The 26,982-nt window shown below is 52.4% G+C and carries 24 protein-coding genes and 4 tRNA genes; 19 read left to right on the plus strand and 9 right to left on the minus strand.

The genetic code is table 11. The features are described 5' to 3' along the window. The first annotated feature begins 68 nt into the window (after nucleotides 1-68). Complete coding sequence (locus ACZ5BI_RS08910) at nucleotides 69-731, plus strand: LytR C-terminal domain-containing protein (protein ID WP_464896231.1); 663 nt, start codon at nucleotides 69-71, stop codon at nucleotides 729-731. 44 nt (nucleotides 732-775) lie between these two features. Here the strand turns inward: ACZ5BI_RS08910 and ACZ5BI_RS08915 are convergent, their stop codons facing one another. Beyond that, the gene (locus ACZ5BI_RS08915; protein ID WP_464896232.1) at nucleotides 776-2,173 is read right to left on the minus strand and encodes a uracil-xanthine permease family protein; all 1,398 of its coding nucleotides are present in this window, start codon (nucleotides 2,171-2,173) and stop codon (nucleotides 776-778) included. 266 nt (nucleotides 2,174-2,439) lie between these two features. Between ACZ5BI_RS08915 and ACZ5BI_RS08920 the strand changes: the two genes are divergently transcribed. The 5 genes from ACZ5BI_RS08920 to ACZ5BI_RS08940 all read left to right on the plus strand — a co-directional run bounded on the left by ACZ5BI_RS08920 (nucleotide 2,440) and on the right by ACZ5BI_RS08940 (nucleotide 7,037). Next, on the plus strand, nucleotides 2,440-3,351 hold the full coding sequence (locus tag ACZ5BI_RS08920; RefSeq protein ID WP_464896233.1) for a hypothetical protein: 912 nt from the start codon (nucleotides 2,440-2,442) through the stop codon (nucleotides 3,349-3,351). Between the two features lie 41 nt (nucleotides 3,352-3,392). Continuing rightward, on the plus strand, nucleotides 3,393-4,577 hold the full coding sequence (locus ACZ5BI_RS08925) for an efflux RND transporter periplasmic adaptor subunit (protein ID WP_278609913.1): 1,185 nt from the start codon (nucleotides 3,393-3,395) through the stop codon (nucleotides 4,575-4,577). Then, nucleotides 4,578-5,321, plus strand: coding sequence for an ABC transporter ATP-binding protein (locus ACZ5BI_RS08930; RefSeq protein ID WP_316098217.1), 744 nt, complete (start codon nucleotides 4,578-4,580; stop codon nucleotides 5,319-5,321). Further along, nucleotides 5,308-6,477: an ABC transporter permease gene (locus ACZ5BI_RS08935; protein WP_464896234.1), complete on the plus strand. Its 1,170-nt coding sequence runs from the start codon at nucleotides 5,308-5,310 to the stop codon at nucleotides 6,475-6,477. The genes ACZ5BI_RS08930 and ACZ5BI_RS08935 overlap by 14 nt, the downstream gene beginning before the upstream one ends. A gap of 65 nt (nucleotides 6,478-6,542) precedes the next feature. Then, entirely contained in the window at nucleotides 6,543-7,037 is a 495-nt protein-coding gene (locus ACZ5BI_RS08940; protein ID WP_316087449.1) for a PaaI family thioesterase, read from the plus strand. A gap of 3 nt (nucleotides 7,038-7,040) precedes the next feature. On the opposite strand, the gene ACZ5BI_RS08945 is transcribed toward ACZ5BI_RS08940, so the two are convergent. Next, nucleotides 7,041-7,126, minus strand: a tRNA-Leu gene (locus ACZ5BI_RS08945). Nucleotides 7,127-7,471: 345 nt separating this feature from the next. Between ACZ5BI_RS08945 and ACZ5BI_RS08950 the strand changes: the two genes are divergently transcribed. From ACZ5BI_RS08950 to pknB, 7 genes are all read left to right on the plus strand, one after another. Next, nucleotides 7,472-8,167 carry an FhaA domain-containing protein gene (locus tag ACZ5BI_RS08950; protein WP_238127910.1) on the plus strand — a complete coding sequence of 232 codons (696 nt, stop codon included), beginning with the start codon at nucleotides 7,472-7,474 and terminating at the stop codon, nucleotides 8,165-8,167. A 12-nt stretch (nucleotides 8,168-8,179) separates the two neighbouring features. Then, on the plus strand, nucleotides 8,180-8,671 hold the full coding sequence (locus ACZ5BI_RS08955) for an FHA domain-containing protein FhaB/FipA (RefSeq protein ID WP_464896235.1): 492 nt from the start codon (nucleotides 8,180-8,182) through the stop codon (nucleotides 8,669-8,671). Further along, the gene (locus ACZ5BI_RS08960; protein ID WP_464896236.1) at nucleotides 8,668-9,858 is read left to right on the plus strand and encodes a PP2C family protein-serine/threonine phosphatase; all 1,191 of its coding nucleotides are present in this window, start codon (nucleotides 8,668-8,670) and stop codon (nucleotides 9,856-9,858) included. The genes ACZ5BI_RS08955 and ACZ5BI_RS08960 overlap by 4 nt, the downstream gene beginning before the upstream one ends. Nucleotides 9,859-9,928: 70 nt before the next feature. Then, nucleotides 9,929-11,503, plus strand: coding sequence for an FtsW/RodA/SpoVE family cell cycle protein (locus ACZ5BI_RS08965; RefSeq protein WP_316087008.1), 1,575 nt, complete (start codon nucleotides 9,929-9,931; stop codon nucleotides 11,501-11,503). Then, nucleotides 11,487-12,959, plus strand: a complete 1,473-nt coding sequence (locus ACZ5BI_RS08970; protein ID WP_412585621.1) for a penicillin-binding transpeptidase domain-containing protein — start codon at nucleotides 11,487-11,489, stop codon at nucleotides 12,957-12,959. Before ACZ5BI_RS08965 ends, ACZ5BI_RS08970 begins: the two co-directional genes overlap by 17 nt. Further along, nucleotides 12,952-14,889 (plus strand): serine/threonine-protein kinase, encoded by a 1,938-nt coding sequence (locus ACZ5BI_RS08975; protein WP_412585620.1) that lies wholly within the window; start codon nucleotides 12,952-12,954, stop codon nucleotides 14,887-14,889. The genes ACZ5BI_RS08970 and ACZ5BI_RS08975 overlap by 8 nt, the downstream gene beginning before the upstream one ends. Continuing rightward, complete coding sequence (gene pknB, locus ACZ5BI_RS08980) at nucleotides 14,865-16,688, plus strand: Stk1 family PASTA domain-containing Ser/Thr kinase (protein ID WP_316086377.1); 1,824 nt, start codon at nucleotides 14,865-14,867, stop codon at nucleotides 16,686-16,688. Before ACZ5BI_RS08975 ends, pknB begins: the two co-directional genes overlap by 25 nt. A gap of 65 nt (nucleotides 16,689-16,753) precedes the next feature. Here the strand turns inward: pknB and ACZ5BI_RS08985 are convergent, their stop codons facing one another. Continuing rightward, complete coding sequence (locus ACZ5BI_RS08985; protein ID WP_316086375.1) at nucleotides 16,754-16,948, minus strand: hypothetical protein; 195 nt, start codon at nucleotides 16,946-16,948, stop codon at nucleotides 16,754-16,756. Continuing rightward, nucleotides 16,936-17,688, minus strand: a complete 753-nt coding sequence (locus ACZ5BI_RS08990; protein WP_024059861.1) for a class E sortase — start codon at nucleotides 17,686-17,688, stop codon at nucleotides 16,936-16,938. The genes ACZ5BI_RS08985 and ACZ5BI_RS08990 overlap by 13 nt, the downstream gene beginning before the upstream one ends. A gap of 152 nt (nucleotides 17,689-17,840) precedes the next feature. Here ACZ5BI_RS08990 and ACZ5BI_RS08995 point away from each other — a divergent pair, with 152 nt between their 5' ends. The 3 genes from ACZ5BI_RS08995 to ACZ5BI_RS09005 all read left to right on the plus strand — a co-directional run bounded on the left by ACZ5BI_RS08995 (nucleotide 17,841) and on the right by ACZ5BI_RS09005 (nucleotide 20,342). Then, nucleotides 17,841-18,110, plus strand: coding sequence for a cell division protein CrgA (locus tag ACZ5BI_RS08995; protein ID WP_316086373.1), 270 nt, complete (start codon nucleotides 17,841-17,843; stop codon nucleotides 18,108-18,110). Between the two features lie 233 nt (nucleotides 18,111-18,343). Further along, nucleotides 18,344-19,336: an inositol 2-dehydrogenase gene (iolG, locus tag ACZ5BI_RS09000; protein WP_024059863.1), complete on the plus strand. Its 993-nt coding sequence runs from the start codon at nucleotides 18,344-18,346 to the stop codon at nucleotides 19,334-19,336. 142 nt (nucleotides 19,337-19,478) lie between these two features. Continuing rightward, a complete protein-coding gene (locus ACZ5BI_RS09005; RefSeq protein WP_316098350.1) occupies nucleotides 19,479-20,342 on the plus strand; it encodes a sugar phosphate isomerase/epimerase family protein in 864 nt (287 codons plus the stop codon). A 298-nt stretch (nucleotides 20,343-20,640) separates the two neighbouring features. Here ACZ5BI_RS09005 and rpmG read toward each other — a convergent pair whose 3' ends face one another. The 5 genes from rpmG to ACZ5BI_RS09030 all read right to left on the minus strand — a co-directional run bounded on the left by rpmG (nucleotide 20,641) and on the right by ACZ5BI_RS09030 (nucleotide 23,618). Next, entirely contained in the window at nucleotides 20,641-20,811 is a 171-nt protein-coding gene (rpmG, locus tag ACZ5BI_RS09010) for a 50S ribosomal protein L33 (protein WP_024059865.1), read from the minus strand. 69 nt (nucleotides 20,812-20,880) lie between these two features. Beyond that, nucleotides 20,881-20,954 (minus strand) — tRNA-Met (locus tag ACZ5BI_RS09015). Between the two features lie 29 nt (nucleotides 20,955-20,983). Beyond that, nucleotides 20,984-21,056: transfer RNA gene (locus ACZ5BI_RS09020), tRNA-Thr, on the minus strand. 94 nt (nucleotides 21,057-21,150) lie between these two features. Continuing rightward, a tRNA-Tyr gene (locus ACZ5BI_RS09025) sits at nucleotides 21,151-21,232 on the minus strand. Between the two features lie 91 nt (nucleotides 21,233-21,323). Next, nucleotides 21,324-23,618: a hypothetical protein gene (locus ACZ5BI_RS09030; RefSeq protein ID WP_464896237.1), complete on the minus strand. Its 2,295-nt coding sequence runs from the start codon at nucleotides 23,616-23,618 to the stop codon at nucleotides 21,324-21,326. A 197-nt stretch (nucleotides 23,619-23,815) separates the two neighbouring features. Here ACZ5BI_RS09030 and ACZ5BI_RS09035 point away from each other — a divergent pair, with 197 nt between their 5' ends. Genes ACZ5BI_RS09035 through ACZ5BI_RS09045 form a run of 3 tightly spaced genes read left to right on the plus strand, consistent with a single transcriptional unit; the run spans nucleotide 23,816 to nucleotide 26,556 of the window. Next, entirely contained in the window at nucleotides 23,816-24,733 is a 918-nt protein-coding gene (locus ACZ5BI_RS09035; protein WP_464896238.1) for an ABC transporter substrate-binding protein, read from the plus strand. Between the two features lie 24 nt (nucleotides 24,734-24,757). Continuing rightward, nucleotides 24,758-25,714, plus strand: coding sequence for an amino acid ABC transporter permease (locus ACZ5BI_RS09040; RefSeq protein ID WP_316098344.1), 957 nt, complete (start codon nucleotides 24,758-24,760; stop codon nucleotides 25,712-25,714). Further along, nucleotides 25,711-26,556: an amino acid ABC transporter ATP-binding protein gene (locus ACZ5BI_RS09045; RefSeq protein ID WP_464896239.1), complete on the plus strand. Its 846-nt coding sequence runs from the start codon at nucleotides 25,711-25,713 to the stop codon at nucleotides 26,554-26,556. Before ACZ5BI_RS09040 ends, ACZ5BI_RS09045 begins: the two co-directional genes overlap by 4 nt. The last annotated feature ends 426 nt before the right edge of the window (nucleotides 26,557-26,982 follow it).

The raw sequence follows: 26,982 nt of genomic DNA on the forward strand, positions 1-26,982 counted from the left end.
ACTAGTTTTAGCGTCTAAAACGTACCCGCCGACGATGCCCTAAGGCTAAGGGAGGTAAAGTAACAACCATGAGTAAAACCCAGGTGAGCCCCAACAGCGGTGGGAACCCGCAACAACCGGATCTGGCAGCAAATCCTGAAAAAGTAGACCCGCTGGCAGACCTTACCCCCTATCAGCGCTACGTGCGGCGCCGTCAACAACGCGAAACTATGGTTTTCACCGTTATCGGTTCGGTGATGGCCGGACTGCTGGTGCTATCCATCTTGATTGGGTTCGGGATTTTACCCTTCCCCTTCTTCAACGACTTTAAGCAGGCTCCCCAATACGCCCAGGCGGGAGACGTTCCCTGCCCGACCTCGGAAAAAGCGGTTCCTTTAGACAAAATGGAGATCCATGTGGTCAATGGCACCGATGTTTCCGGCCTGGCCGGGAAAGTTGCCAAGGGGCTTAAAGAACGCGGAGTTCCGGTCAAAGACACTGGGAATATTAGTTCCGGTTCCTATGAAGGCAATATTCGGATCGTTACCGGCCCCACCGGGGTGAACGTTGCCTACACTTTGGCACGCGCCTTTGAGGATGCGGAAGTTATCCTAGATCCTCGCCCTACCTCGGATGTGACCGTAACTATTGGATCTCGCTACACCGACATGGTTAGCCCCGAAGAGTTTAAGGAAGAGGCGCATAACGATCTTGACGAGATGGAAGGCTGCAAACTAGTGCAGATCGCCTAGGATCTAGGCCTGCTGGTTCCGGAAATCCTGATCGGCTTTCGGATTTATGAGGACGCGACTCGCTTTTCATAGGAGCGGGACTCTAGATCTGTACCTGCCGGGACAGAAGCGGGAGAGGCCTGCTCGAGGAAGGTACCGCGCGCCTTCGAAATACCCCGCATCACGTGGTAGACCACGATCGCGGCGGCCGAACCCAAGGCAATACCGTTGAAGGTGAGGGAGCCAATCTGCCAAGTGTAGTCAGCGATAGCAATAATCATGGCGACCGCGGCGGTATTGAGATTTACCGGATCCGCGAAATCAACCTTGTTTTGCACCCAGATACGCACGCCCAGCATCCCGATCATGCCGTAGAGAACGGTAGCCGCGCCTCCGAGCACCCCGGGGGGAATCGTTGCGATGGCTGCCCCAAACTTGGGGAACATGGATAGTGCCAAAGCCACGAAAGCAGCCACAATATAGGCGGCAGTAGAGTAGACGCGGGTAGCGGCCATTACCCCAATATTTTCCGCATAGGTGGTGGTAGCGCTACCACCGCCGCAACCGGCAAATACGGTAGAAACCCCGTCAGCAAAGAGGGCGCGCCCGGTCAAGTGGTCAAGATTTTCCCCAGTCATGGCGGATACCGATTTCACGTGACCTACGTTTTCAGCAATCAACACCAGCACTACCGGGATAAATAGCCCCAAGGTAGAGGGCTCGAAAGAAGGACTATGGAATTCGGGCAGGCCAATCCAGGCGGCCTCGCCGATGGCTTTGAAGTCAACTTCATGTTGGATTACCGCTGCTACGTAGCCCACGCCCACGCCAATCAGGATGGACAGGCGGCCAATGATGCCTTTGAACAGGACGGTGATGAGCACGATCGAGGTGACGGTAATGACTGCCGTAACCGCGCCCTCTTTAAACCAATTCCAGGCCGCCGGAGCCAGGTTAAAGCCGATCAGAGCCACAATACATCCGGTTACGGTGGGCGGCATGATGCGGTCAATCCAGACGGTACCCGCAAAATGAACGATTACCCCGATCAGAGCCAAAGTAACCCCGACGCTGATCACTCCGCCGAGCGCCGCCGACTGTCCGTACTGGGCAGATACCGCGGTAATCGGGGCGATCAGAGCAAAGGACGACCCCAGGTAAGAAGGGAGTTTACCCGCGGTTACCAGCGCGAATAGTAAGGTGCCAATGGCGGTGAAGAACAGGGTGGTGTTGGGAGGAAAGCCGGTTAGTAGCGGCACCAGGAAAGTCGCTCCGAACATGGCGACTACGTGTTGGGTTCCGATACCGATGGTGCGCGGCCAAGAGAGCCGCTCGCGAGGCATTACCACTTCACCCGGGCCGATCGAGCGGCCATCACCGTGAAGTTTCCACAAACCCACGAGCGGTTTCTTCGGGGCTTGTTGGGGAGAGATTGGTTGGGGATTCTGATCGTTATTAGACATTTCGTCCCTATCAGCTAGGAGACTCTGCCCAAAGGGCGCGGGTCTACTTGAGTTTTACGGTCAGAACTTAAGTGTATTCCTCTGAGGGTGCTTAAGAAAAGTTAGCCCAAAATTCGCCCTCAAAACCATTGAAAAACAAAATAGTCTGGTTTTATAGTTATCTAGTTAGCGTATTGATTCATCGTTAACCAAGTTAGGAGATTCCTATTCCGCTCCAGCTGGGCAGGCATTTTCTACTTTCCATTCCAGATATATTGAGGATCCGTATGAGAACCAACAAGGCTCTGAAACTCTTACAGATATTCTGCGGGATTTCACTGGTTAGCTTTATGACGGCGTGCGCTTCACAACCGGTTGATGATAGCGCCGAGTGGACTCCTAGTAAATCTGCTGTAAATAGCCACATTTATCTAAGCGAGACCAACGCTATTCTCTATCCCCCACAGGCAGAAACTAACCAGTTGCGTAACGCATATTATGCGGCAGTTACATCTTGTATGCAGAAGCAAGGATTTTCCTATACGCCCACAGACGCCAATTCCCCATCATTGGATTTGATTTCAATGAACGAAAAGGCAATTGAAAATGTTTATGAATATGTCTCGGAAGAAGATGCGGTAAAATACGGCGTCGCAGTTCCAGGATGGTATGACCAGAATGCTAAAGCTGCAGACGATAAAATTTCGTCTCCTAAAGATCGGGCGCTCTACGGAGACGAAAACAGTAAAAACCCTTCAGGATGTGTAAACGAAGCAATGAAGGCGGTACTTCCAAAATATAAACGCATGGTCGAACTAGAGCAGGAAGCAACCAACATTTCATTACAAGCCACAGACGCAATCTCCACAACGAAAGACAAAGCTGCAGCAGCTTGGAATAAATGCATGAAAAACGAGGGTTACACTCAGTTTTTATCTCCCTCTTCCCTGTCTAGCCCGAAGGGGGATGAGGCTCCCGACATGTCCTGGCCAGCACCAAATCCCGGTATAGAAGAAATAAAGGCAACTCAGGCCGCTTCTCGCTGTATGTTAAGCACCAGGTATCTTGAAAAAGTTTCCAAAGCGGAGGCACTGGCGGTGCATAAGATATTAGCGAAGAAACCAGGGCTAATCGCGGAGTGGCAAGAACTACGCCAAGATAGCCTAAAAAAGAGTAAAAATATTTCCGGAGAAAATTAATATTTTCTCCCCACGACTTAGGATGCTATAACTTGAAATTCTTGAGCCGCAGTAAACGCCGAGTTGCATGGAAAACAGTCATTTTTACTGCTACTGGAGCAGCTATATGTCTGGGTTTTGTTTTACTTCTGACGCTGAGTTTCTTATCCCCCTCCAAGGCGCGTCCTATCTCTAGTGCTCACCCGGTCGCTACCGCGAAAGTAGAAGCTGGAAAACTATCTCGCACGCTAACAGGAACAGCTAACATTTCGTCCTCTAGCGAAAGAGAAATTCCGCTTTCAGTTAGCAGCGAGGACGAAGTAGGGGTGATCTCGGCATTGCCAGTCAGCGCTGGAAAACCTGTTCCCTACTGTCATGCTTTGCTAGAAATATCAGGGCGTCCCCTTTTAGCGTTAAACGGATTAATACCAGCCTACCGCGACCTCCATATCGGCGACAGCGGCAAGGATGTCACCCAGCTGCAAAAAGCTTTGAAGAGCTGTGGCTATTCGGTTGCAGCAGATGGACATCTAGGTAAATACACTGCCCAGCTCGTCGCGAGGCTCTATCGAAACAACGGTTATGCTCCGGCTCAGAACCCGAATAAGCGAAATAGCAGTCAGGATACCTCTGATAATAAATCCCAGCCGGAATCAGATGCCAAAAGCACTGACAACGAAACTGGCTCAGATGATTCATTAGTTATCCCCCGCAGTGAAGTCGCCTATATACCTGCCAATTCCACTATTACCGCGCTGCCTGATTTGGGTAGCTATCTGGGTGAGAAATCTAGTGTGAAAATCGGGGTAGGCGCCCCCTTAGCAATCCTGAAATTAGACGCAAAACAGATACTGAAGCTGCGTGAAGGCTTACCAATAAAGCTGGAGTCTGGTCAATGGAATAACGAGACCACATTACCCGCAATCCCCAACTCTCCCGACTCCAATGATAGTGATGAAGAACAAAGCTCAGAACCAACATACACTTTGCGGATCCCCTTAAATAATCCCCCAAATAACGCCCTAACTACTTGCCAATGGAGCGTAACCATCGGTTCTAACACTACTTATCCGTTCACTGTGCCCGAGGCAGCAATCCGAGAGGATAACAAAGGGACTTATGTGCAAAAGAAGACCGGAGACTCTACCCAGAAAACTTATGTTGAAATTATCGAAAGTGGCGATGGAGCCGTAGCCATTAAAGGGGCAGTAAAAACTGGAGAAATTGTCTTGCTGGGAGATAAATAAGTGGACTCTAACACTCAGGTTAATACCTTTGATATAGCCCCTCCGACTAATGAGCCCCCTATCCTAGAAATGCATAACTTAAACCGTACCTTCGGTACAGGAAATTCTACTGTTTATGCCTTAAAAAATGTGAATCTAAAAATAAAAAAAGGGGAATCTGTAGTAATTACCGGTCCTTCTGGGGCGGGAAAATCAACTCTCCTAAATATCCTAGGGTTATTAGACCCTAACTACGAAGGCACGTTAAAGATACAAGGGAAGGATTGCAGCAAACTAAAACCAGCACAAATTGATCAATTACGGGCTGATCATATTGGTTTTATTTTTCAAGATTTCGGTTTAATTCCTTACCTGAATGTAATACAAAATATCGAGTTGGGTTTTACCTACAGTAATCTCGGAAGGGACATACGAAAAGAAAAAACACTCTTTTGTTTATCGGCAGTGGGGCTAGAACATCGAGCAACCGCTCGTATTAGCACCTTATCTGGGGGTGAAAAACAACGGGTAGCCATTGCTCGAACCTTAACTAGGTCACCCAGTCTACTGTTAGCTGATGAACCCACGGGGAATCTCGATCAAGATAATTCCCAAAAAACTATTGAACTCTTATTGCAGGTACAACGGAGCAGTGGATGCGCTCTGGTAGTGGTCACGCATGAGCCGGAAGTGCGCGACCAGTTCGGCCACGGTTACTTGGTCATAGACGGAAACGTGGAGCAGATCAATTATGACAAGAGTTAATTGGGGACTGCTACTACAGCAATCTCTTGGCGCCATCTGGGGCAGAAAAATGCGCTCCGTCATGACCGCGTTTGGGATAACCGTGGGGATTCTAGTTTTTCTGGTCACCTTAGGTTGGTCTCTCTCCGCCAGTGCCGACATAAACGCAACTTTCGATGAGCGTACCGCGACTACCATAACCGTTACTGCCCGTGAAGATGCTGAGCAAATACTAGATAAAAACTTCACTGACAGGGTAACGAAAATGCAGGGGGTAAAAGCAGCAGGACGTTACAGCAGCGCCCCCCAAGCCGATTGCCGCACTCACCCCGGCGAAACTCAAGCCACCCCTATAATCGTGGCTGATCCCGGGTTTTTACAAGCCAGTGGCATGAAAGCAAAAAGCGGGAGATTTTTCGATAAAAGCATCGAGAAATTACCGGGGCCAGTCGCCTTATTAGGTCCTACTGCTGCTAAAAACTTGGATATGACCGCAACTGACGGCACCACAAGAATTATTTGCGATGGCAAATCTATTCCAGTGTTTGGGGTCTTGTCCTCCACCGGCCAGGCCGCGGGCGCAAGTTCAGCGGTAATTATTTCCAAGAATCTAGACGGCAGCGATGTGTCATATCAAGCTGGAGAGGGATTTGCTGGCGTGGTTGAAACCGAGTTAGGCGCCACTAAAACAGTGGCAGCAGCTCTTCCGTATGCAGTATCTGCCAGGCATTCAGAGCTAGTGGCAGTCAGAATGCCACCAAGTACCGAAGAACTCCGAGGTAAAGTAACAACTTCATTAAACACAATGGCAATCGGGGTTTCTATTCTTTCCCTAGTAGTGGGCGCAATAGGAATTATGACCACTACGCTAACCTCGGTTATTGAACGCACTACAGAAATAGGGTTGCGTCGTTCTCTTGGGGCACGTCCGCGTCACATTGCATGCCAGTTTATTATCGAAGGAGTGTTTCTTGGAGGTATCGGCGCTTTTTTTGGAGTACTTCTCGGCTTAGTGTCACTGTTAGTGCTAGTCAAACTACAAGGATGGACGCCAGTAATGTACCCGCTAATACCGGTGCTATTGATTCCCGGAGGGATGATAATCGGAATACTCTCATCCCTGGTTCCTGCCTTACGCGCTGCTAAAATCCCTCCAGCAGCCGCCTTAAGACACTAATAAATAGATCCTCAATAATCGAAACCTAGTCATTCACCCCCTGCCGCCAGCAATAGTATGGGTGTATGCAAAAAAAACTGGTTTACCGCGAGGAAGTTGACGACCCGATTGCTTTGCCGGATTTGAGTGACCCGGAAGAAACCTCCCGGTTCTTGCAGTCGCTGCCGGATGTTTCCGACAAGTGTCCCTCGGCTAAAGCTCAACTTATTGAGTCGATGGGGATCCGCTTTCACCACTTGGGTGGGGACGTAATGATCTGCTCGATGCCGGTAGAAGGCAACCGCCAGACCCTGGGGGTGCTGCATGGCGGAGCGAATGCGGTGTTGGGAGAAACTACCGGGTCTTTGGCTGCTAACTATTTGGCTCCGGAAGGCAAACACGCGGTAGGGTCAAATATCTTTGTCACCCACCATCGTCCGGCCGTCGCGGGGCGGGTTTATTGCGTAGCAACTTTAGCGCAAAGCGGGCGCACCCTAGCGACTTATTTCTTAAAGATTTTTTCCGAGGACGGCAAGCTTACTGCCTCCGGCACCCACACCTGCGCCTTCGTAGATGACTAACGGTGCGCAAGGGGGGACTTGAACCCCCATGCCCGGTAAAGGGCACACGGACCTGAACCGTGCGCGTCTACCAATTCCGCCACTTGCGCTCGGGTTTAACGCCCGGAAGCGTTAACCAACGAATAGAAATCTACCCCGAAACCAAAGGCGGGAGCAAGCCCAGGAGCAAAAGGCGTTACGTTTCACAAGTAATAATTCTGTTTTTCCTCTACTAAGGAAGAACCTACCGACTGTCAGTAGCTGCTAGGCCCTAATAAGTTGCTATAAATTCGTCCTATTAACCCTCGGATAATACTTATTAGCGAATTTTCGATTAACCTTGGACTTAGGTATGTCTACTGCGCGCAGTTAGCACCGGCAATGTCCGGCTGCTTAAAACCGCGAGCCGCAGGCACTAACCGTAGATTCTACGATTTACAGGAGAGGACGAAAATATGGGAGTGGTTGACCGCTTCGAAAAAGCCGTTTCTTTGGGGGTAAACGCCCCTTTTTCGAAGATGTTCGCCAGCTCGATTAAAGCCGTGGATGTAAAAACGGCTATACGTGAGAGCATGGACAACTCCCGCGCCACCTTGAGTGACGGCCGGGTGGTGGTACCGAACGAATACCAGGTGTTGCTCAACCAAAAAGACTACGAATCGGTGATGGCGGCTAACTCGCAGGTGCTTTCGCAAGAACTCGCCCAAGACGCTACCGCGTATGCCACCGAACAAAGCTACGTGTTTGTCGGGCCGGTAGAAGTAGTATTCTCTGCCGGTGACCACCCGCTAGGGGAGCTGAAAATCGATAACTCGATCCGCCGCGGGCCGGCCGCACCGGTAACTACCGCCGGCGCCAGTCCCTCCCATCCGATCATTGATATTGAGGGTCAACAGTGGCTACTGACCGAGCCGGTCACAGTGATCGGTCGCGGATCGGAAGCCGATATCGTCGTCCACGATCCGGGAGTATCCCGCCGTCACCTGGAACTGCGGATTACTCCCCAAGGGGTAATCGCCACCGATCTGGGATCGACTAACGGATCTTATGTAGAAGGGCATCGCATCAGTGCCGCCACTCTCTTAGACGGTAACGAACTAACGATCGGCCGCACCCACCTGCTATTTTGGACTTCAAGCGCGGATGAATAGTAGGCGATAATCGTGGCGGTTGGACTTTTATACACTATTTTACGATTCGGTTTCGTAGCCCTATTATGGCTACTAGTTATCGGATTAGCGGTAGTGTTACGCCGCGATATTTCCCTGGCCGCCACCGCCTCCACAAAAACCCCAACCAGCCGCTCCCGGAAAGCTAACCGGCAACCTGAAAAATCTAAACCTCGTAAAAGCAAACGTGGGGGTCGCCCTCGCTACTTAGCTTTCACGGGAGGTGCCTTAGCCGGCAATCGGTTAAAACTGGATGGACAACCAATCCTCTTAGGGCGCTCCGGGGACTGCACGGTGCCTCTGCAGGATTCTTACGCCTCCAATCGACATGCCCGCATCTATTACCGTGACGGGCAATGGTTTATCGAGGATTTAAACTCAACGAACGGAACGTACCTTGGCAACAACCGTCTCACCAGTGCTCAGCTTTTAGAGCCGGGAATGGTAGTGCGGATTGGACAAACAACAATGGAGCTAACTAGATGAGCATCGGATTCAACTATGCCGCCCTGTCTGATATCGGCAAGATCCGCCAATCTAACCAGGATTCCGGTTACGCCGGACCCAACCTGCTGGTATTAGCAGATGGGATGGGCGGGCCTGCCGGGGGCGATATTGCCTCCTCGATAGCTATTGATCATTTACGCTCCCTCGACACCGAAGCAGATACCCCCGAGGAGGCTCTCGAAAGCCTGCAGGAAGCAATAGCCCAAGCACACCAGGAGCTGTGCGAACGCTCCACCCAAGATCCGGCATTGGCCGGTCTCGGTACCACCTGTATCGCGATTCGACGCAGCCAAAACGCTATCACTATGACCCATATTGGGGATTCTCGTGCCTACCGTTTGCGCGGCGGAGAATTGCGGCAAATGACCAATGATCATTCTTTCGTACAATACCTGGTAGATACGGGACAGCTCACCCCTGAACAGGCTGAGAATCATCCTCAGCGCTCCGTGTTATTGCGGGTGCTGGGAGATTCCCAAGAGGACGTGAATCTTGACGAATCCCAACCCGACTTCACAGTCGGTGACCGCTGGTTGCTTTGCTCTGACGGACTATGCGGCTTCGTATCCGGTCAAACCATCGGCAAAATGCTCTATCGCAGCGAAACCCCACAACAGGCCTGTGAAACTTTAGTAGAGCTGGCGCTAAAAGCGGGCGGGCCGGACAATATCACTTGCGTGGTTGCCGATATTGTTGAGGATCCGCAAGCACAAGAACCTCAGATCGTGGGGGCGGCCGCTACCGACCGGCTGGCTGAGCTCCGTAGCCAACAGCCAGAAAAGCCCGGCGACGAACAGGCTGACGATGACCAGGACACATCCGATCCTACCAATCAAGATCAAACAGATAACGAGGACGAGGATGATTCTTTTAGCCAGGCGCGGGCGGCAATACCGACGGAATCTTTAACTGAGGAAGGCTCTGCTCCCAAATATCGCTGGGGAAGAATCATCGGCGTGATTGTGGGACTGATAGTCCTGCTATCCCTATTTGCCACTGCTGTGTGGTACGGAATGTCGGAACGCCCCAACCCCACCCCGCCACCCACGTCAACTTCGATTTCCGAAACTAAATCCCCGGCTACTACCGCAGAGGAAACCAAGCAAGAATCGGAAGCATCTGCAAGCGCTAAACCTTCCTCATCAAGCTCAGCTAGTAACTCCTAACTAACCAGAAGCCATCAAAATTCGAACTACCAAGATGAGAGAGCAGATATAGGAAGGGGGTAATGTACTGGTGCCAAAGATAAAACACCCTACTGGCAGGCTGGCGGAACTATTGCTAATAGTGATCGCCCTGGCGATGTGTTTCTTGGGGTATTTCTCGATTAATGTTAACCGCACTGGGGCACTGCCCACTTCCTTCGTATTGCATATGTGCGTACTGGGAGCCTTCGCCCTCGCCACTCACCTAGCGGTTCGTTTCCTCGCCCCCTACGCTGACCCAGTACTTTTACCTGCAGTTTTGGCTTTAAATGGTATCGGGTTGGTGATGATTTACCGCCTAGATTTGGCTTATGGCCCAGATTCCAACCTGTATATCGGATTCAAACAAGCATTATTTACCCTGATAGGCGTAGTTTTGATGGTGATTACGCTGGCAGTAGTTCGTGACTACCGCAAGCTGCGTAACTACACTTATCTGTCGATGCTGCTGGCAATTGTACTGTTACTGCTGCCTTTAGCGCCGGTTATCGGACGCAGTATCAATGGTGCTCGCATCTGGATTAACATCGGGTTTTCCATCCAGCCCTCCGAGGTAGCCAAAATTTGTTTGGCAATTTTCTTCGCCGGATATTTAACTACCCGGCGCGAAGCCTTAATCCAAGGCGGAAAATCGCTGCTGGGAATGCGCCTGCCGCGCCTGCGGGATCTCGGTCCCCTCTTGGTGGTGTGGGCCGCCTCCATTTTGATTTTGGTATTCGAGCGAGATTTGGGTACTTCCCTGCTAATCTTCGGTTTGTTCGTAGCCATGCTGTATGTGGCCACCAATCAAACTTCCTGGCTGCTAATCGGAGCGATCCTGTTCGCGCCCGCAGTGTTCTTAGCTTCCCGTCTGTTTTCGCATGTGCAGGCACGTATCGATGTCTGGCTCCACGCCCTCGATCCAGAAATCTATTCCCGCCCCATCGGAGGCTCAGGACAGCTGGTCTCCGGGCTATTTGGGATGGCTGACGGCGGTATTCTCGGTACCGGTTGGGCGCAAGGTTCGCCCTCCCTAACCCCCTTCGCGAACTCGGACTTTATTTTTGCTTCCCTCGGGGAAGAACTGGGGCTAACCGGCTCCCTTGCTCTGCTCACGCTTTATTTTATTTTCGTAGAACGCGGGCTGCGTACTGCCCTGATCGTGCGTGACAGTTTTGGAAAGCTTTTGGCTACCGGGTTTGCTTTCACCATCGGATTCCAAGTGTTCGTGGTAGTCGGAGGATTAACCCGAGTAATCCCTTCTACCGGACTCACCTTGCCTTTTGTGGCCGCGGGTGGATCTTCGCTGGTCGCCAACTGGGTGATCTTGGCCTTGCTGCTGCGCCTATCTAGCGAGGCGCGCCAGCCGGTAAAAGCTGAGAGCGGAGTTATCGATACCGCCGAACTAGAAGCAATCATTGCTCGCCAGCAAGAGAAACGCTCTGCCTCGCTGGAGGCTAAGACTGCTAGCCGCACTAACCAAGCCTCCCCCGCTACTTCCCATCCCAGCGGACAGCCAGCGAAACGTGCCTCATCGGTGCAGTCGCTTTCCAGCCCGGCAGCCCCTGAAGCCGCTTTTCCTGCGCGACCAGTTCCGGGAGGTGAACGTCATGAATCCACAGATTAAACGGCTTTTCTTCGTAGTTTTTGTCATGTTTCTATCGTTGATGGTGGCGTGCACCTATATCCAGTTCCTGGGAGCCGATTCTTTGAACGCCGATGGGCGCAATTCTCGCGCTTTTTACCGTTCCAAATATATTGAACGTGGCCCCATTATGGTGGGCGAAAACGCGATTGCGGCTTCAGAGCCCACGAAAGACTCTACCGGTTACCGCAAGCGCTACCACCGGGTTTACTCCGAGCAGGCACCGCTGTACTCGAACCTGACCGGTTATCTTTCCCCGGGCGGTAACGCTACCGGGATGGAACGGCTGCAGAACTCGGTACTAATGGGAGAAGCCTCCAGCCAGGCCTTATCCCAGTTACTAAAATATGCAGCTGGCGAGAATCAAAAAGGTGGAGGGATTCTCCTTACTATTGATCCGCAGATTCAACAGGCCGCCGCGCAGGCACTCGGCAATCGTAAAGGTGCGGTAATTGCCCTTAACTATCAAAGTGGGGCAATCCTCGCAGCGGTTACTACCCCGCGATTTAATCCCAGCTCTTTAGCGACCGGCAGTGAAAAACAGTCACAACAGACCTTGAAGCAGCTACAGGCAGACCCATCAAAACCCATGCTAGATCGGGCTTTGCGGGGAGAATATCCTCCCGGTTCGGCTTTTAAAATCATTACTGCGGCTGCCGCCCTAGAACAGCAAATCCGCACGCCTGAGGACGCCGTGGATGCTCCCGTCTCGGTGCCACTGCCCGGCTCGCGAGCAAAGATTTCCAATATTGAATCCACGAGATGCGGAAATGGCCATCCCACTTTCACCTATGCCTTTGCGTATTCTTGTAACACGCCTTTCGCTAAGATCGGTCAAGACTTGGGGTATCAGGCATTAAAAGACAAGACCGAGGCTTTTGGATTCAATCCCAAGACTGATTTAAAGATTCCGCTGCCAGTCCAAAAATCTTATTTCCCTTCCTCCGATCCGGGGATAGCTTCCACTATGATGAGTGCGATCGGGCAATACGAGGTGCGCACTTCACCGCTAATGATGGCTACCGTAGCTGCAGCGGTAGCCAATCAGGGAACTCAAGTGCGTCCCTTCCTGGTGGCTGCCGAGTTGGGTTCAGATGGGAAAGCCACCAGAACTTATCGTTCCGGGGGCAAACTCGGAAAACCGATCTCTAAAGAGGTCGCCGCGCAGCTTAGACAGATGATGATCGCCACCGTTACCGAGGGAACCGGCGAAGCTGGCCGGGTTGCCGGGGTAGAGATGGGGGCTAAAACGGGAACTGCCCAAACCGGTGGCAATAAAACCGATGCCTGGTATGTGGGCTGGGCAGATACCCCTAATCTGCCTTTGGCTTTCGCGGTAGTAATTGAGGGCGATAACTCCACCCCCACCCCTCACGGCGGACCGGTTGCCGGACCGGTAGCAAAACAAGTGGTACAGGCGGCGATGAATCATGACTGATAGTCACGTATTACCTGTCCCCCCGCGCGCCGGGGAAGCCGAAATGTCAACTCCTTTGGAACCGGCAGCGACTGCTACTGGGCAAGCCACCAACGCGCAAAGAGCGGTTGCTTCCTTAAAAGTGGGGATGAAGATTTCGGGGCGTTACCTGCTGCTTTCTCGTCTTGCGATCGGCGGTATGGGAGAGGTTTGGCAGACGCTGGATGAAAAAACTGGCGAAAGGCTGGCGCTTAAAATTCTCCGCCCGGAACTGGCGGGCAAAAAGCTTTTCCTGTCCCGGTTGCAGATTGAAGCCTATAACGCTTCTCGGGTTCATCACCCGAACTTAGCGGAGGTACACGCCTCAGGAGAGGACGCCGGTCTGGGCTGGATCAGTATGGAACTGGTCGATGGGGTTTCACTAACCGAAATCCTAGATCAGGAACACATCTTAGAAACCGATTTCCTGTTATCAGTTCTGTACCAGACCGCTGATGCTCTCAGTGCAGTACATGGTGCCGGCATTGTCCACCGGGATATTAAACCAGGCAACATTATGGTTACTCCTACGGGAGAAGTAAAACTAACCGATTTCGGGATTTCTAAGGCTCCGGGGCAAGTTAACTTAACACAGGCGGGGATGGTTATGGGTACCGCGCAGTATCTGCCGCCTGAACAAGCGATGGGACAGCCAGCTACTCCCGCAGGTGACCTCTATGCCCTGGGGGTTATCGCGTATGAAGCTCTAGCCGGCAAGCGCCCCTTCAGCGGTGACAAACCGGTAGATATTGCTTTCGCCCATGTCAACAAACCGGTGCCTGCCCTGCCTGATTCTGTGGCTCCCAGTTTGCGTGAACTGGTGATGGAGCTGCTTGAAAAAGAACCTCAAAAACGTCTGGCCAGTGCAGATGCCTTAATGCAACGTTTAGAGGAAGTGCAACAGGCGCTTAATTCCGCAGGCGACTCGCTGCCTGCTCCCGCTGCGGAAGCCAGCGTTCCTGAGGCCGGGGAGCTAGCCGCCAATCTAGCAGAACCTGCAGAATCCGCAGAGGTGGCAGACAAAGCGGCAGATCAGATAGCTGCCGAACCTGCCGATCTAGAAAATCTGCAAGAGGATCTGGAAGAAATAGCGCAACTAGATCAGGCAGTACACACACCTTTACCTGCCAGCACCTCCGGTAAGGAGAGCCTTGCTTCCCGGCAACGGCCGCCCTCGCCCGATATTGATGAGCCGGCAGCAGCTGCCGCGACCGCGAAAGACGCCACCTGGCAGCCTCGACCCGCCTCTAGCGCTCCTAGAGAAGAAGATGGCTCCCCCATGCTCTATCTTTCCGGAGGGACGGTTCCGGCTCCCCAGATCCTACCGGATTCGGTGCCTTTGCCCGAGAAAGCCTGGCAACAACGAGTGCGCCTGCGCGAACGTCCTCGCGAGTTCGCGGCGCTGATACCTCCAGTTTCTGCTTCCCGGCCCCGCTCGCAATTAGAACGTCTGCGTTCCTTGCCGCAAGCGCTTAACTGGCGTAAAACGAGTGCACCCCCTCGTTATGCCAAGCTACCTTCGCCAGCGGCACCAGCCCCTGCTCCCTCCCTAACGGCACCTTTAGCGGCTTGGAGTCGCCGGCTTGAATCCCAGATAGGCATAAGACCGGTTGACCCCTTAGCGGCGCAGGTAGCTAGATTACGTCGCCCCTACGAAAAAGCGCCCTTCTTGAGCCGGAAATGGTGGAACCAAGATGTTTCCAGAGCTAGACATGGAAACGGCACGCCTCGTTCTCCGCTATATCTGGTATTAGTAACCCTGATTTTATGGATGCTGGTAACCGCTTTAAGTCTGGGGGCTAGCCTGGTTTATTCCGCTGCCCCCGCACCGGTGATCCCTAAACAAAAAGCTGTAATATTGGTAGTTTCGGAACAAAAGGAAGACCCATGGCAGAATCTCCATACCGCATAGGCGGAGGACGCTACGAAATCCGTTCCCTCATCGGCAGAGGGGGAATGGCGGAAGTACACCAGGCCTACGACACCCTGCTGTCGCGGGTAGTAGCGATAAAAATGCTGCGTATAGACCTGGCGAAGGACACGGTATTCCTGACGCGTTTTCGGCGCGAGGCCTTGGCATCTGCTTCTCTAAATCATGAAAACATCGTGCAGGTCTATGACACTGGCGAACAGGTGGTGACTGCCCCTGACGGCACCGAGGTGCACGTTCCCTATATCGTCATGGAGCTGGTAGAAGGACACACGGTGCACCAACTCCTTACTGACGGCCAACCGGTACCGATTAACGAGGCCGTCGAAATCATGTCGGGGGTACTCAATGCCCTTGAGTATTCCCATAAACGCGGCCTGGTACACCGGGATATTAAGCCCGGCAACGTGATGCTTACCAATAGCGGAAAAATCAAGGTTATGGATTTTGGGATTGCCCGTGCCTTAGAAGACTCGGGACAGACCATGACCAGTACCGATGCGGTGGTGGGAACCGCGCAATACCTATCCCCCGAGCAGGCACGTGGTGAAACTGTAGATACCCGCTCTGACCTGTACTCTTGCGGTTGCATGTTATTTGAACTGCTGACTGGACGGGCGCCATTCAAAGGAGATTCCGCAGTTTCGGTTGCCTACCAGCATGTGGCAGAAATGCCGCCGCTGCCTTCTGCTATTGCCGCCGATATTAGCCCCGAACTTGACCGCATGGTGATGAAGTCACTGGCTAAGCGACCCGAGGAACGCTATCAGGATGCGGCTTCCATGCGTTCGGATATGGTGCGGGCGGCCGCCGGAGCTGCTATTTCTGCCCCGATGCTGCCACCACTACCAGTTACCACGCCGACAGAAGGCATTGCTGCCCCCCACACTTCCTATGCTCCCGCCCAGTGGTCACAGGTTCTAGGAGAGGATCTGGACGACGAGGACGAGGAAAAGGAAATTGCCCAAAAGAAAAAGAAGAGAAAAACTATTTGGGCAGTAGTCATTGGGATATTAGTGGCAATCGCCCTCATCGCGGTGGTTTGGTGGCTGATCGCTTCCAATAAGAACCAGGAACCCGAACAAGTGGCCATTCCTGAGAACATTATCGGAATGAGCGCTATCGAGGCGCAACGCAGCTTAGAAGACCTGGGTTTGGTTATGGAGCAGGGGCAAGCTATCGCTTCTGAAACCGTAGACAAAGGTAAAGTCGCAGCTACCGATCCTAAACCGGGATCGATGGTGGATCCAGGTTCAACGGTGACTATCCAGCTGTCTTCAGGTGCTGCCGAAATTACTGTCCCCGATGTTTCGGGACAAACCCAAGATGCAGCTCGGAAGACCTTAGAGGATGCGGGTTTGCAGGTCGGCTCGGTCAAATACGAGGACGATTCCAAAGTTGCAGCCGATCGGGTTATTCGCACCACTCCGGAAGCGGGCTCTTCTGCCAGCAAGGATGAAGAAATTATTCTGGTACTTGCTTCCGGTTACGTATCGATCGATTCCGGGCAGGTAGTGGGTAAATCTCAAGAGCAGGGACTGAAGTACCTAGCTGATTTAGGTTTGCAGACGAATACGGTCAGGGAAGAAACCACTGCGGCTCCCAATGGGCAAATCATTGCGGTGGATCCTTCGGGACGGGTTAAGGTAGGCAGCTCGGTCACGGTTAAAGTGGCGAAGACGCCGCCTGCGCCCTCACCAGGCCCTTCGTCTTCCCCGTCTACCTCGCCAACGGGAGATAATGCCAGCTCGGAGCCTTCCGCGAGCAGTTCTACCCCTTAGGTTCGCCATCCCCTGGCCGCTAGCTGCGAGTATGCCCAGTTAGCGGCAGGTGCTGTGTTGCCAGCTTATAACCAGCTTGCCTGGCTAGTGCTGTATCCTTGGGGGCTACCCACGGTGGTACCGGTTAGATCCAGGGTCTGGGAGATCCAGGGGAATAGCCACCAAAAGCAGGCCATAATGATGAGGGCGATTATCAGCACTACCTGTAGGAATTTCAGCCACTTCGGGCCGGGCAGTAGATCCCATATTAGCCCGCACATGCGTTGCCTCCTTCTGCCAGTTCCTTAGGGATACCGCTATCTCTGGGCACCCAGTGATTGAAAGTTAGATGCACGATATAACGCTCCCAGTTGCCATACTCCGGGTTGCAGGTGGTCATAGTCATTAATCGTTCGCTGGGCTGCTCCCCCGGTTTTTCTGGCACCGGTAAGATCACATCCGATTGGGTGGGGAGCACAATCTTATGGTCTCTGACCTTATAGATTAGCCACTCATTTGCGGTCTCCATCACCACGGTGTCCCCGGGTTTTAACACATCGATCCGGCGGAAGTTAGATCCAAAGGAACGACGGTGGGCGGCAACCGAGAAGTTTCCGATTTGTCCTGGCAGCGCGGTCGTTTCATAGTGTCCGGCAGCCCCGGTATTCAAAATGGTTTGCGTAGTTCCTTCTTTAACTGGAACCACCATATAGTTCCATTTTGGAACATGCAGCGCCCCTAGGGTTTCATTCTCTTGCTTGATTCCCCCGCTGGGAGGGGCGCTAGTGCGTTCGTCCTTCGAAATACGATTGGGACAGGACTTATTGGCCTGCTGGAACGAGGTTAAAGCTTTCTGGTTATAACTGGCAACCTGCCAGTCGGTGACAAAAACGTCCCAGAACGCGAAGAGCCCTGCCAGTAATCCCGTGATAATTAGCAGCTCGCCGAAAGCTGCAATGGGATCAAAACGGTGCCGACGGTTATTGGTCGTTGACCGCGCTTGCTTGGTTTTCCTACTCATATTCTTCCGAGTTCGCTTACTGTGGGTTCGGGACCTGATGTCCTGGTATCATCCTAGATTAATTTACCGGAAAACGAATCTAACTAGGTCTGCAGCGCCAATAACACTAGAATGAACCTAGCTACTAAAACCCTACTTTTGGAGGTCACCTCGTGCCGGAGTCTCGTAAGCGTAAAGGCGCTAAGCCCCACCGCGAACAACAGCCAGAGGAATTAAATAAGTCTTGGGCTGCTGATATGAAGCCTTCCCCCAGTTGGTGGGCACCGCTTTCGGTAGCGTTAATGCTGGTCGGCCTGGTACTGGTGGTTATTTACTACATTTCTTCGGGTTCCTACCCCATCCCCAATGCCGGTAACTGGAATCTAGCCTTGGGTCTGGCCGTGGCTTTCGGAGGCTTTTTAATGCTACTGCGCTGGAAGTAGCGTTTTATTTGAGTTTTTCCCTAGGAGGGCGTGCGCGTCCTCTTATCTGATGCGGCTACCTGTATCTCCGTAAGCGCGACGGGGTGCCGCTATACATAGCAAAATGGTTATCGGTTTTACCGAAATATTTTTGTTTATGTATTTACATTCGTGTTTTATTCCTTTATTCTTGTTTATTGTAAGGACAAAGGAATGGGAGCTAGTTACTCCCCTGCAGAGAACAGAGTTGTTTTATGTTGAAATTTGGATTACTGGGTGCCGGACGAATCGGGCACGTTCACGCAAAAACCCTAGCGGCCAACCCCGATGCTTCTCTAGAAGTAGTTTTTGATATCCGCCAAGAAGCGGCTGACGAACTCGCTAAAGAATACGGGGGACGCGGAGTAACCGACGAGAAAGAAATTTGGGATAACCCCGATATTGATGCCGTGATCATCGGTTCTCCCACTCCGCTGCATGTTCCTCATATCATCGCTGCTGCTAAATCCGGTAAAGCTGCGCTGTGCGAAAAACCTGTTGCCATGGAAACCGCGAAAGTTGAAGAACTGCGCGAGGCGCTCAAGGGGCTAGATCCCACGGTGATGATGGGCTTCAACCGCCGTTTTGACCCCTCTTTTGCACGGGTAAAAGAGCTGATGGATAAGGGCGAGATCGGTGAAATTGAGCAAGTAACCATTATTTCGCGCGACCCGGCGGCTCCTCCGGCGGACTACATTAAAGTTTCCGGGGGAATCTTCAAAGATATGACTATCCATGATTTCGATATGGCTCGTTTCTTGCTGGGAGACATTGACACCGTCACTACCATCCCGCAGAACCTAGATCCCGAAATCGCGGCTTGCAACGACTATGACGCCGCGGTGATTGTGCTAACCGCCAAGTCGGGAGCAGTAGCCACCATTATCAATAATCGTCATTGTGCCACTGGTTACGATCAGCGCCTAGAGGTAACCGGCCATGACGGACAACTAAACGCCGATAACCAGCGTCCTACCACGGTCTCGCTTTCTAAAGACAGCTATTCTCTGTCCCGCGAACCGTACCTGGATTTCTTCCTAACTCGCTACGCTGACGCCTATGCGGCTGAGCTAAACCAGTTCATTTCCATAGTTAAGGAAGGCGGCAGGCCTACCCCCTCTATCGAGGATGGGGCTCAGGCTCTGCTCCTAGCGGAGGCTGCTGAAAAGTCAGCTCGCGAACAACGCCCGGTGAAGGTTGGCGAATAGGCTACCGGGCAGGGATCCAATACATATTAAGGAAGACGCGCCGATAACCAGTGGCGTTTTATCAGACAGCAATAAAAATAGACAAAAAGCAAACAGGTAGAACAAACTCTATTTACCTGTATAAATACCAATGGAGGATAATATGAAGATTGCGGGAGCTCCTATTTCTTGGGGTGTATGTGAGGTTCCAGGCTGGGGATACCAGATGAGCCCTGAGCGCGTGTTGACCGAGATGAAGGAGATCGGTTTATCCGCTACTGAGTTCGGCCCCCAGGGCTGGCTGCCGATTGAGGCCGCCGCTCGCGCCGAAGAAGTTGGCAAATACGATTTAAAGCCGGTGGGGGCTTTCTTCCTGGCGATTATGCATGACCCCAAAATTGACCCGATTCCGGCAGTCAAGAAAGAACTTGAAGCCTTTAAAGTTGCCGGTGGCGAGTACCTGATTCTGGCAGCTGATTCCGGCCGTGACGGTTACGATGATCGCCCGGTACTTGATGACGAAGGATGGAAGACTCTGTTCGGGAACTTGGATCGGATCAGCGATGTTTGTGCAGAAGCCGGGGTAAAAGCCTGCGTGCATCCGCACTGGGGAACCATGATCCAAAATGACTCCGAGATCCGCAAGATGCTGGATGAATCCAAGGTAGCCCTATGCCTGGATACCGGACATATGATTTGTGGTGGCTGTGATCCAGTGGCAATCGTTAAGGAATACCCGGGTCGCACGGTGATCGTGCACGCCAAAGATGTACACAAGGAAATGACTGACAAGTTGCTGCCTGGCGAAATCACCTGGTCGCAAGGTGTTAAGGCCGGCATGTTTGCCCCCATCGGAGAGGGCGACATTGATTTCGGTACCATTGTGTCTGAACTGGACAAAGCCGGGTTTGACGGCTACTACGTGCTGGAACAAGACATCATGATTGATGAGGAACCTCCGGCCGGTGGCGGCCCGAAAGCCAATGCCCAAAAGTCTTTGCAGGCGCTGCAAAAACTGGCTGGCTAGGGAGCTAACTACTAGGGGTTGGGGTAATCCCAATCGCGGGATTACCCCAACCCCTAGCGCCGAACTGAAATAGTAAATGGTTGGGGGTCGCTTAGCAGCGACCCCCAACCATTTACTATTAAGCCTATACGTTTGGCATTATGCCTAAACTTTATGCGGTTATCTCCATTTCTAGCTGGTTATTCCGCCGACTTCCCTGTCCATCTGCTACTATTCCAAGTTAATGATCTGGCATAGAGAGCACAGATACGCGATAAAGCCGCAGGAACCGAGAGCAGCTAGCTAAACGATCCCGCGCTTAGCGAGTCTCTTTGTGCGAAGTCGACTTACGGCAACGCGGGCAGTACTTCATCAGTTCCAGACGATCCGGATTATTCCGGCGGTTCTTCTTGGTGATGTAGTTACGCTCTTTGCATTCGCTGCACGCCAGAGTGATCTTAGGACGTACGTCGGACGACTTGCTGGCCATTCTTATTTACCTCTATGTCTCGGGCCGCCCGATTAGCGGCATTACCTATTTTCAACCGAAATTGAAAAGTAGCGAGGGCGGGGTTCGAACCCGCGACCTCACGATTATGAGTCGTGCGCTCTCACCAACTGAGCTACCCCGCCGCTTGAGGATCTGTGAAAACAAACCCTAGAGCCCCGACAGGGATTTGAACCCTGGACCTTCTCCTTACCATGGAGACGCTCTGCCTACTGAGCTATCGGGGCAACAGCAAACATACCTGCTGGTTAAATAGATTTTACTCTGTCCTGCCAGCTAGCAGTTTACCTTATTGCCGCTAAGTCCGAAAACCTAGCACCGTGGCGGGTGAGGGATTCGAACCCCCGAAGGCTACGCCGGCTGATTTACAGTCAGATCCCTTTGGCCGCTTGGGTAACCCGCCTCGTGCACTCAGGCACCCCAAAAGACTATCAAACGGAGTTAGGCATACAAAAACTCTAGGAAGGAAAGTTACCGACTTCACCGAATTTTGATTATTTAGCCTCTAGCTTCTCGGTTTTTTGCAGTTGCGACTTTTCCTTGGCACTTAAGATCAGCATGGCATCGAGAGCCGGAAGGGTAAATAATCCCGCGCAAACTAGGATCAGAGCCCCAGAATCATTGGTTAGTGCCGCCAGTATGGAGGTAAGCAACACTCCTTTAGCAAAATAACCTGCCCCCGGAATGCGATTCAAGGCCGACAAGCCTCCACCCAACCGCGCGTGGGGACGACTTGCGTCTGCACTGACGCCTCGTTTGCGTTTAATGAGGTACCAGATAGTTACCCCTGCGCCCAGGATTAGCAAAACTGTGAAGGTGAGGGGGCCGCCGAAGGTATTTATCATGGCTTCGGCTTTACGCTTCACAATAATTCCGCCGCCTCCGTTCGCGACCTCGGAAATAAAACGCCCAAAGTGAGTGCGGGCAGGGGGACTAGCTAGCTTGTCTACCAATACAAATAAGCTCGAGGCAATAAACGCGGCGACTATCAGCGCAATTACTTTTCCTGGCCCCACCTTTTTACCTAGCACCCAGTTCAAAGTAATCCCTACCCCGAGGACCATCGCTAGTGGCCCGCCTACATCGGCTCCTAGCCAGGGGAAACCATCTAGGATTACGGCTACTGCCAGAAGAGTGAAACCGTAGATAAAGTAGCGGTGGCGCCGCTGCGGGAACCTGGCCGCTGCGGGTGCTAAAACCAGGCATTCTAGGGCTAAGACCGCGGCGAATAAGAAAGAATACTTATTGTTATTAAGGCCGTAGAAACGAGTAGCAGCAGTGGCGGCAGAAGAGAACATAGCAGAGATTTGATCTGGGGATCCCGTTAACAAGCTAACCAGCAACCAGATCAGCACGAGAGTTGCAGCAACCAGTACCGGAGCTGAAAATTCCAGCCCGGACCAGCGCCCGGCAACAACCTTTCCGGCGGCTAGACAAAACGCCGCCAAAATCGCGGCGATAGCAATCAGTAACAAGAAAAATTGCACGGTAAGGAGGGGAACCGACATTTGTAGGGCGTTACCAGTAAAGTTCCCGCCGGTTCCCCCCAAGATACCGGCCGGAATATTAGCCGCCAGGAAACTGGCCGGCCCCAGTAAGCTGGCGCTCAGACACAACAGCACGATTACCTTGCGGGAGCGCCTAGAGAACCCCAAATATTCCCGCCGCAGCAAAAATAGCAAAAGCCCCAACGCTGCTAATAAAATAATCCCGGTTAGCACGATAAAGCGCGCTTGTAGAATACTTGCCTGATCGGAACGCAGCGCTTGGTTGCGCAGCCAGTCTAAATTGCCGGCTATTCCATAGTCGCGCGCGGCGCTAAAGGTTCCTCCCACTAGATATTCAGGAGCATCAGCACCGGTGGCGTCGAGGATGCGACTGGTGAAGTCAACGGTAGAGACTAACCCCAACTGTCGAGTAGAGGAGGAACGAATTATTCCCGGCTTTTCCCCGGGTGAGCGGCTAAAGGCCATCCCTAAATGGGGCGTGGCGGAATGATCGGCAACATCTAAACCAAAAACCAGATCTGTATCTTGAGCGGCTTTCAGGCCGGCAGTAAGAGAGGATAAAACCTGTTTACTGCGAGGTTTGTCCGTTCTATCTGCTCCCGGTAACCCATCGGCGGGAGTGGCGTTTAACGAAGTGGAGGAAACTTTAATAGCGCTATTCGGACTCACCGCTCCGACATCAACAATGGTGACCTCGGCGTCCGCTAAAGCCCTTTTTACCTGGGAGGTAAGCCCCTCGGCAGGTGCTCGCGGACGATAGTTAGCCACCTTTCCACCATCATCCATAGCGGCCACGCTGGCTCCCGGACCGATAGCCACCACTTTTTTACCCTGTTCTGCAAGACTTTCCCCTAATGTCCCGGGAACGGCTTGTTCGTTTTGCCGAGCGGCATCTTTTTGCCATTCTTTTAGCTCAACTGCGGAGAAAACACCGTCATCAAAAGCAGGAATTTCGGGGCAATGTCCCTGGGCACGGGCGTTAGTGGGGGTTACTCGCATGCCGGTCGATAAAGTTAGATACCCATCTAAGGGACAGGTAGTTTTAGCCGCGTTATGGCGCGTCAAGTTGGCTACCCTAGCTGTTCCTAAGGTGTCCAAGAATTCCTTACCCTCTTTTTCTGCCGGATCTACGTCTGACCACGATAAACCGGAGGAAATAAGGACGAGGACGCGAGGATGTTCGCGCGCCTGTGCGTTAAGAGGGTAGATCAGGGTCACCACCAAGACAATCAACAACAGGGAGATGACCCGCCCAGACCTGCGGGAGCAGTGTTTGTTCACGCCCCCAGCATATCGGGGTTTTGCTGCGATGAGCACGCAGAGCGTTGCCCGTCGAAGAAATTAAGGCCTTGAGGCAGCCGCAATATTGCAGCCAAGAATCAGCCGCAAAGAGATACCCACCACAGACCTCCCGCAGGATTTTGCATAATTATTCGCAACAATGCATACTTTCTACAGACCTACTGATTGGAGATATCATGAAACGCACACTTGCGGCGCTCGCCGCCATTTCCCTCACCTCGCTAGGATTAGCGGCTTGCAGCTCCGGTAGTGAGGCAACCAGCCCCACGGACGATCCGGGTGAAAAAGGCTTTGACGTATCAACTATTAAAGCCGATCCCGCAGTAGAAAAACTGGTGCCGGCAGAGATCAAGAAAGCCGGAGTTCTCAAGAACGGGGCTTCGGTAGACTACGCCCCCGCCGAATACATGAAAGCCGACAATAAGACCCCTACCGGCTACGACGTTGACATGGTCAAAGCCATTGCCAAAGTGATGGGACTAAAAGACGGCACCACTACTCACGGTGAATTCGACTCCCTGATTCCGCAAATTGGAACCAAATATGACATCGGAGTTTCCGGTTTCAGCATCACCAAGGAGCGGGAAGCCGAGACTCAAATGGTTTCCTATGCGGAACTCGGCTTCTCTTACGGAGTAGCTAAAGGCAACCCCAAGAAGTTCGATCCGAAGAACCCTTGCGGCAAAACCGTGGGGGTGCAGACCGGCACTGCCCAACAGGAAACCATTAAAGAGATTTCTAAACAGTGTGAGGCGGATGGAAAACCTGCAGTCACCGTAAAAGAACACAAAATGCAGACTGAGATTGTCCCCAAGGTTACCGGGGGTCAATATGACGCGGTACTCGCCGACTCGCCAGTCGTAGGATACGCAGTCAAGATGAGCGGCGGCGAACTGGAAATTGTTGGTAAAGCTTTCGAGACCGCCCAGCATGGCGTAGTGGTTAATAAAGATAACGAGCAACTGGCGAAAGCGGTACAGGCAGCTCTACAAAAACTAATGGATGACGGAACTTTGAAGAAAATCTTCGCTCTATATGGTGCCGATAGCTTCATTCTCGAAAAAGCTGAGATTAATCCAAAAGTTTCCGAGTGACTCCCTAGGACATAACCTTTAAATATGAATAGCCAAAAACTGAAATATGGCGCCATGCTGACCAGACCGCGCCCGGTATTTTCACCGGGCCGCCTGGTTAGTGCGGTTGTAGTACTGATTCTGGCCGCCATGCTGGTGCATGGCCTGGTCAGTAATGAAAAGTTCCGTTGGGACCAAGTCGCCACATATATCTTCCACCCCACGGTGCTGCGCGGCATCATGTGGACGCTGATTTTGACCGTAGTTTCCATGCTTATCGGGGTGATCCTCGCGGTGACTATGGCGATTATGCGCCAATCCCCTAACCCGATTATGAAAGGGGTGTCCTGGACTTATATTTGGTTCTTCCGCGGAACCCCTATCTACACGCAGCTACTATTTTGGGGAATGCTGCCCACTCTCTATTCCACCCTGTCACTAGGGGTTCCCTTTGGTCCAGAGCTACTGACTTTTGACACCAACACGGTGATTAGCCCAGCGGTAGCAGCCATTTTAGGGTTAGGACTTAACGAGGGCGCTTATTTGGCAGAAATCGTGCGTTCCGGTTTGAACGCGGTAGATTCCGGGCAAGAAGAAGCCGCCCGCGCCCTCGGAATGCGACGCAGTCAGATTCTGCGACGGATTATTCTGCCCCAAGCCATGCGGGTAATCATTCCCCCCACCGGCAACGAAACCATTTCCATGCTGAAAACCACTTCCTTGGTATTGGCAGTTCCGTTTACTTTGGAAATTACTTTCGCCACCCAAACCATCGGGCAGCGCCTATTCTTGCCGATCCCCTTATTGCTGGTAGCAGCAATCTGGTATTTGACGATTACTTCGATTTTGATGGTAATTCAAAGCCATATCGAAAGTTACTTCGGTCGGGGTTTCGACGAACGTACCGGTGGAGATAAGAAATCCGCCGGATCCCGTAAAATGCGCGCCATGGCCGAATCCGGCACCACCAAAGACGATCCTTTCTTGGAGTACACCCCATGACCTCACAACCAGAAAACCAACCCCTGATGGTGGATATGCAGCACGTCCACAAGTTTTTTGGGGATCTCCACGTACTGCGGGATGTAAGTTTGCAGGTAGCTACCGGTGAAGTGTGCGTGCTGCTAGGACCCTCCGGCTCGGGCAAATCTACCCTACTGCGCTGCGTAAACGAGTTAGAACAGGTGTCTGGAGGACGCGTTTACCTCAACGGAGAACTATTAGGGATGGAAGAGGGCGCGCCCTCGAAAAATCCTTTCCGCGCGTATTTGGATCGCCGCCGCGGTTCACTTACCGAGCAGGGAACCGTGCTGCGCCGCTTGACCGATCAGGAAATCGCGCGCCAACGCTCCCAAGTGGGCATGGTATTCCAGCGTTTTAACCTATTCCCCCATAAGACGGCGCTAGAAAACGTGATGGAAGCGCCTACCCAGGTGAAAGGAATCGGCAAAGAGAAGGCGCAAGCTCAGGCTCTAGAGTTGTTAGAGCGGGTTGGGCTGGCAGATCGCGCTGACCATTACCCAGCGCAGCTTTCGGGGGGACAGCAACAGCGAGTCGCGATTGCCCGCGCCCTCGCCATGGAGCCAGAACTGATGCTGTTTGACGAGCCCACTTCCGCCCTCGATCCCGAGCTAGTGGGGGAAGTACTGTCAGTCATGCAGGATTTGGCAAGCGGAGGGATGACCATGATTGTGGTTACCCACGAGATTGGTTTCGCCCGGGAAGTTGCTGACCACGTGGTGTTCATGGATGAAGGCAAAATCTTGGAGCAGGGCACCCCTGACCAGGTGATCAACCACCCCCAGAATCCTCGCACCCAAGACTTCTTCTCCAAGGTGCTTTAGAGTCGCGAACACCCCTAGCTAACGCGCTTTCTAGCTTAGAAATACTAGACTCACAAATCTTAACTACCTGCACTTATATTCCATACTGGTGGAATTGGCGCGATTTGACTGGTGGTTTTGGCGCCATTTCGCTGATGGAATTGGCGAAATTTGATGATTGTAGACCCGATACTGCTAGGCGCGGAGGGTAGATTTTTCCTCCTGCCCAAGAATTCGGAAAACGTAGCGACGTTTTCCGAATTCTTATGCCCACCGCACCCACTCGGATAAAATCTACCCTCCGCACTTAAAAGCACAGGAGCACAAGAATGATAAGCAAGTAGAAGCAACCTATTAGCTAGTGCCTGCAAATTGAAAGCACACCGTTTTCCCCACCCACAACAAATTCCATTCTTTACATCTGTAAGGAACCGAACATACAGGTAC

The sequence above is a fragment of the Varibaculum sp. GTC20041 genome, from assembly GCF_055387755.1.

Coding starts and splice junctions, on each gene's coding strand:
- ACZ5BI_RS08970 (WP_412585621.1), top strand. CDS start 11,487: ATGAATCCACAGATTAAACGGCTTTTCTTCGTAGTTTTTGTCATGTTT.
- iolG (WP_024059863.1), top strand. CDS start 18,344: ATGTTGAAATTTGGATTACTGGGTGCCGGACGAATCGGGCACGTTCAC.
- ACZ5BI_RS09035 (WP_464896238.1), top strand. CDS start 23,816: ATGAAACGCACACTTGCGGCGCTCGCCGCCATTTCCCTCACCTCGCTA.
- ACZ5BI_RS08960 (WP_464896236.1), top strand. CDS start 8,668: ATGAGCATCGGATTCAACTATGCCGCCCTGTCTGATATCGGCAAGATC.
- ACZ5BI_RS08985 (WP_316086375.1), bottom strand. CDS start 16,948: ATGTGCGGGCTAATATGGGATCTACTGCCCGGCCCGAAGTGGCTGAAA.
- ACZ5BI_RS08915 (WP_464896232.1), bottom strand. CDS start 2,173: ATGTCTAATAACGATCAGAATCCCCAACCAATCTCTCCCCAACAAGCC.
- ACZ5BI_RS08910 (WP_464896231.1), top strand. CDS start 69: ATGAGTAAAACCCAGGTGAGCCCCAACAGCGGTGGGAACCCGCAACAA.
- ACZ5BI_RS08950 (WP_238127910.1), top strand. CDS start 7,472: ATGGGAGTGGTTGACCGCTTCGAAAAAGCCGTTTCTTTGGGGGTAAAC.
- ACZ5BI_RS09045 (WP_464896239.1), top strand. CDS start 25,711: ATGACCTCACAACCAGAAAACCAACCCCTGATGGTGGATATGCAGCAC.
- ACZ5BI_RS08975 (WP_412585620.1), top strand. CDS start 12,952: ATGACTGATAGTCACGTATTACCTGTCCCCCCGCGCGCCGGGGAAGCC.
- ACZ5BI_RS08920 (WP_464896233.1), top strand. CDS start 2,440: ATGAGAACCAACAAGGCTCTGAAACTCTTACAGATATTCTGCGGGATT.
- ACZ5BI_RS08935 (WP_464896234.1), top strand. CDS start 5,308: ATGACAAGAGTTAATTGGGGACTGCTACTACAGCAATCTCTTGGCGCC.
- ACZ5BI_RS09040 (WP_316098344.1), top strand. CDS start 24,758: ATGAATAGCCAAAAACTGAAATATGGCGCCATGCTGACCAGACCGCGC.
- rpmG (WP_024059865.1), bottom strand. CDS start 20,811: ATGGCCAGCAAGTCGTCCGACGTACGTCCTAAGATCACTCTGGCGTGC.
- ACZ5BI_RS08990 (WP_024059861.1), bottom strand. CDS start 17,688: ATGAGTAGGAAAACCAAGCAAGCGCGGTCAACGACCAATAACCGTCGG.
- pknB (WP_316086377.1), top strand. CDS start 14,865: ATGGCAGAATCTCCATACCGCATAGGCGGAGGACGCTACGAAATCCGT.
- ACZ5BI_RS08940 (WP_316087449.1), top strand. CDS start 6,543: ATGCAAAAAAAACTGGTTTACCGCGAGGAAGTTGACGACCCGATTGCT.
- ACZ5BI_RS09005 (WP_316098350.1), top strand. CDS start 19,479: ATGAAGATTGCGGGAGCTCCTATTTCTTGGGGTGTATGTGAGGTTCCA.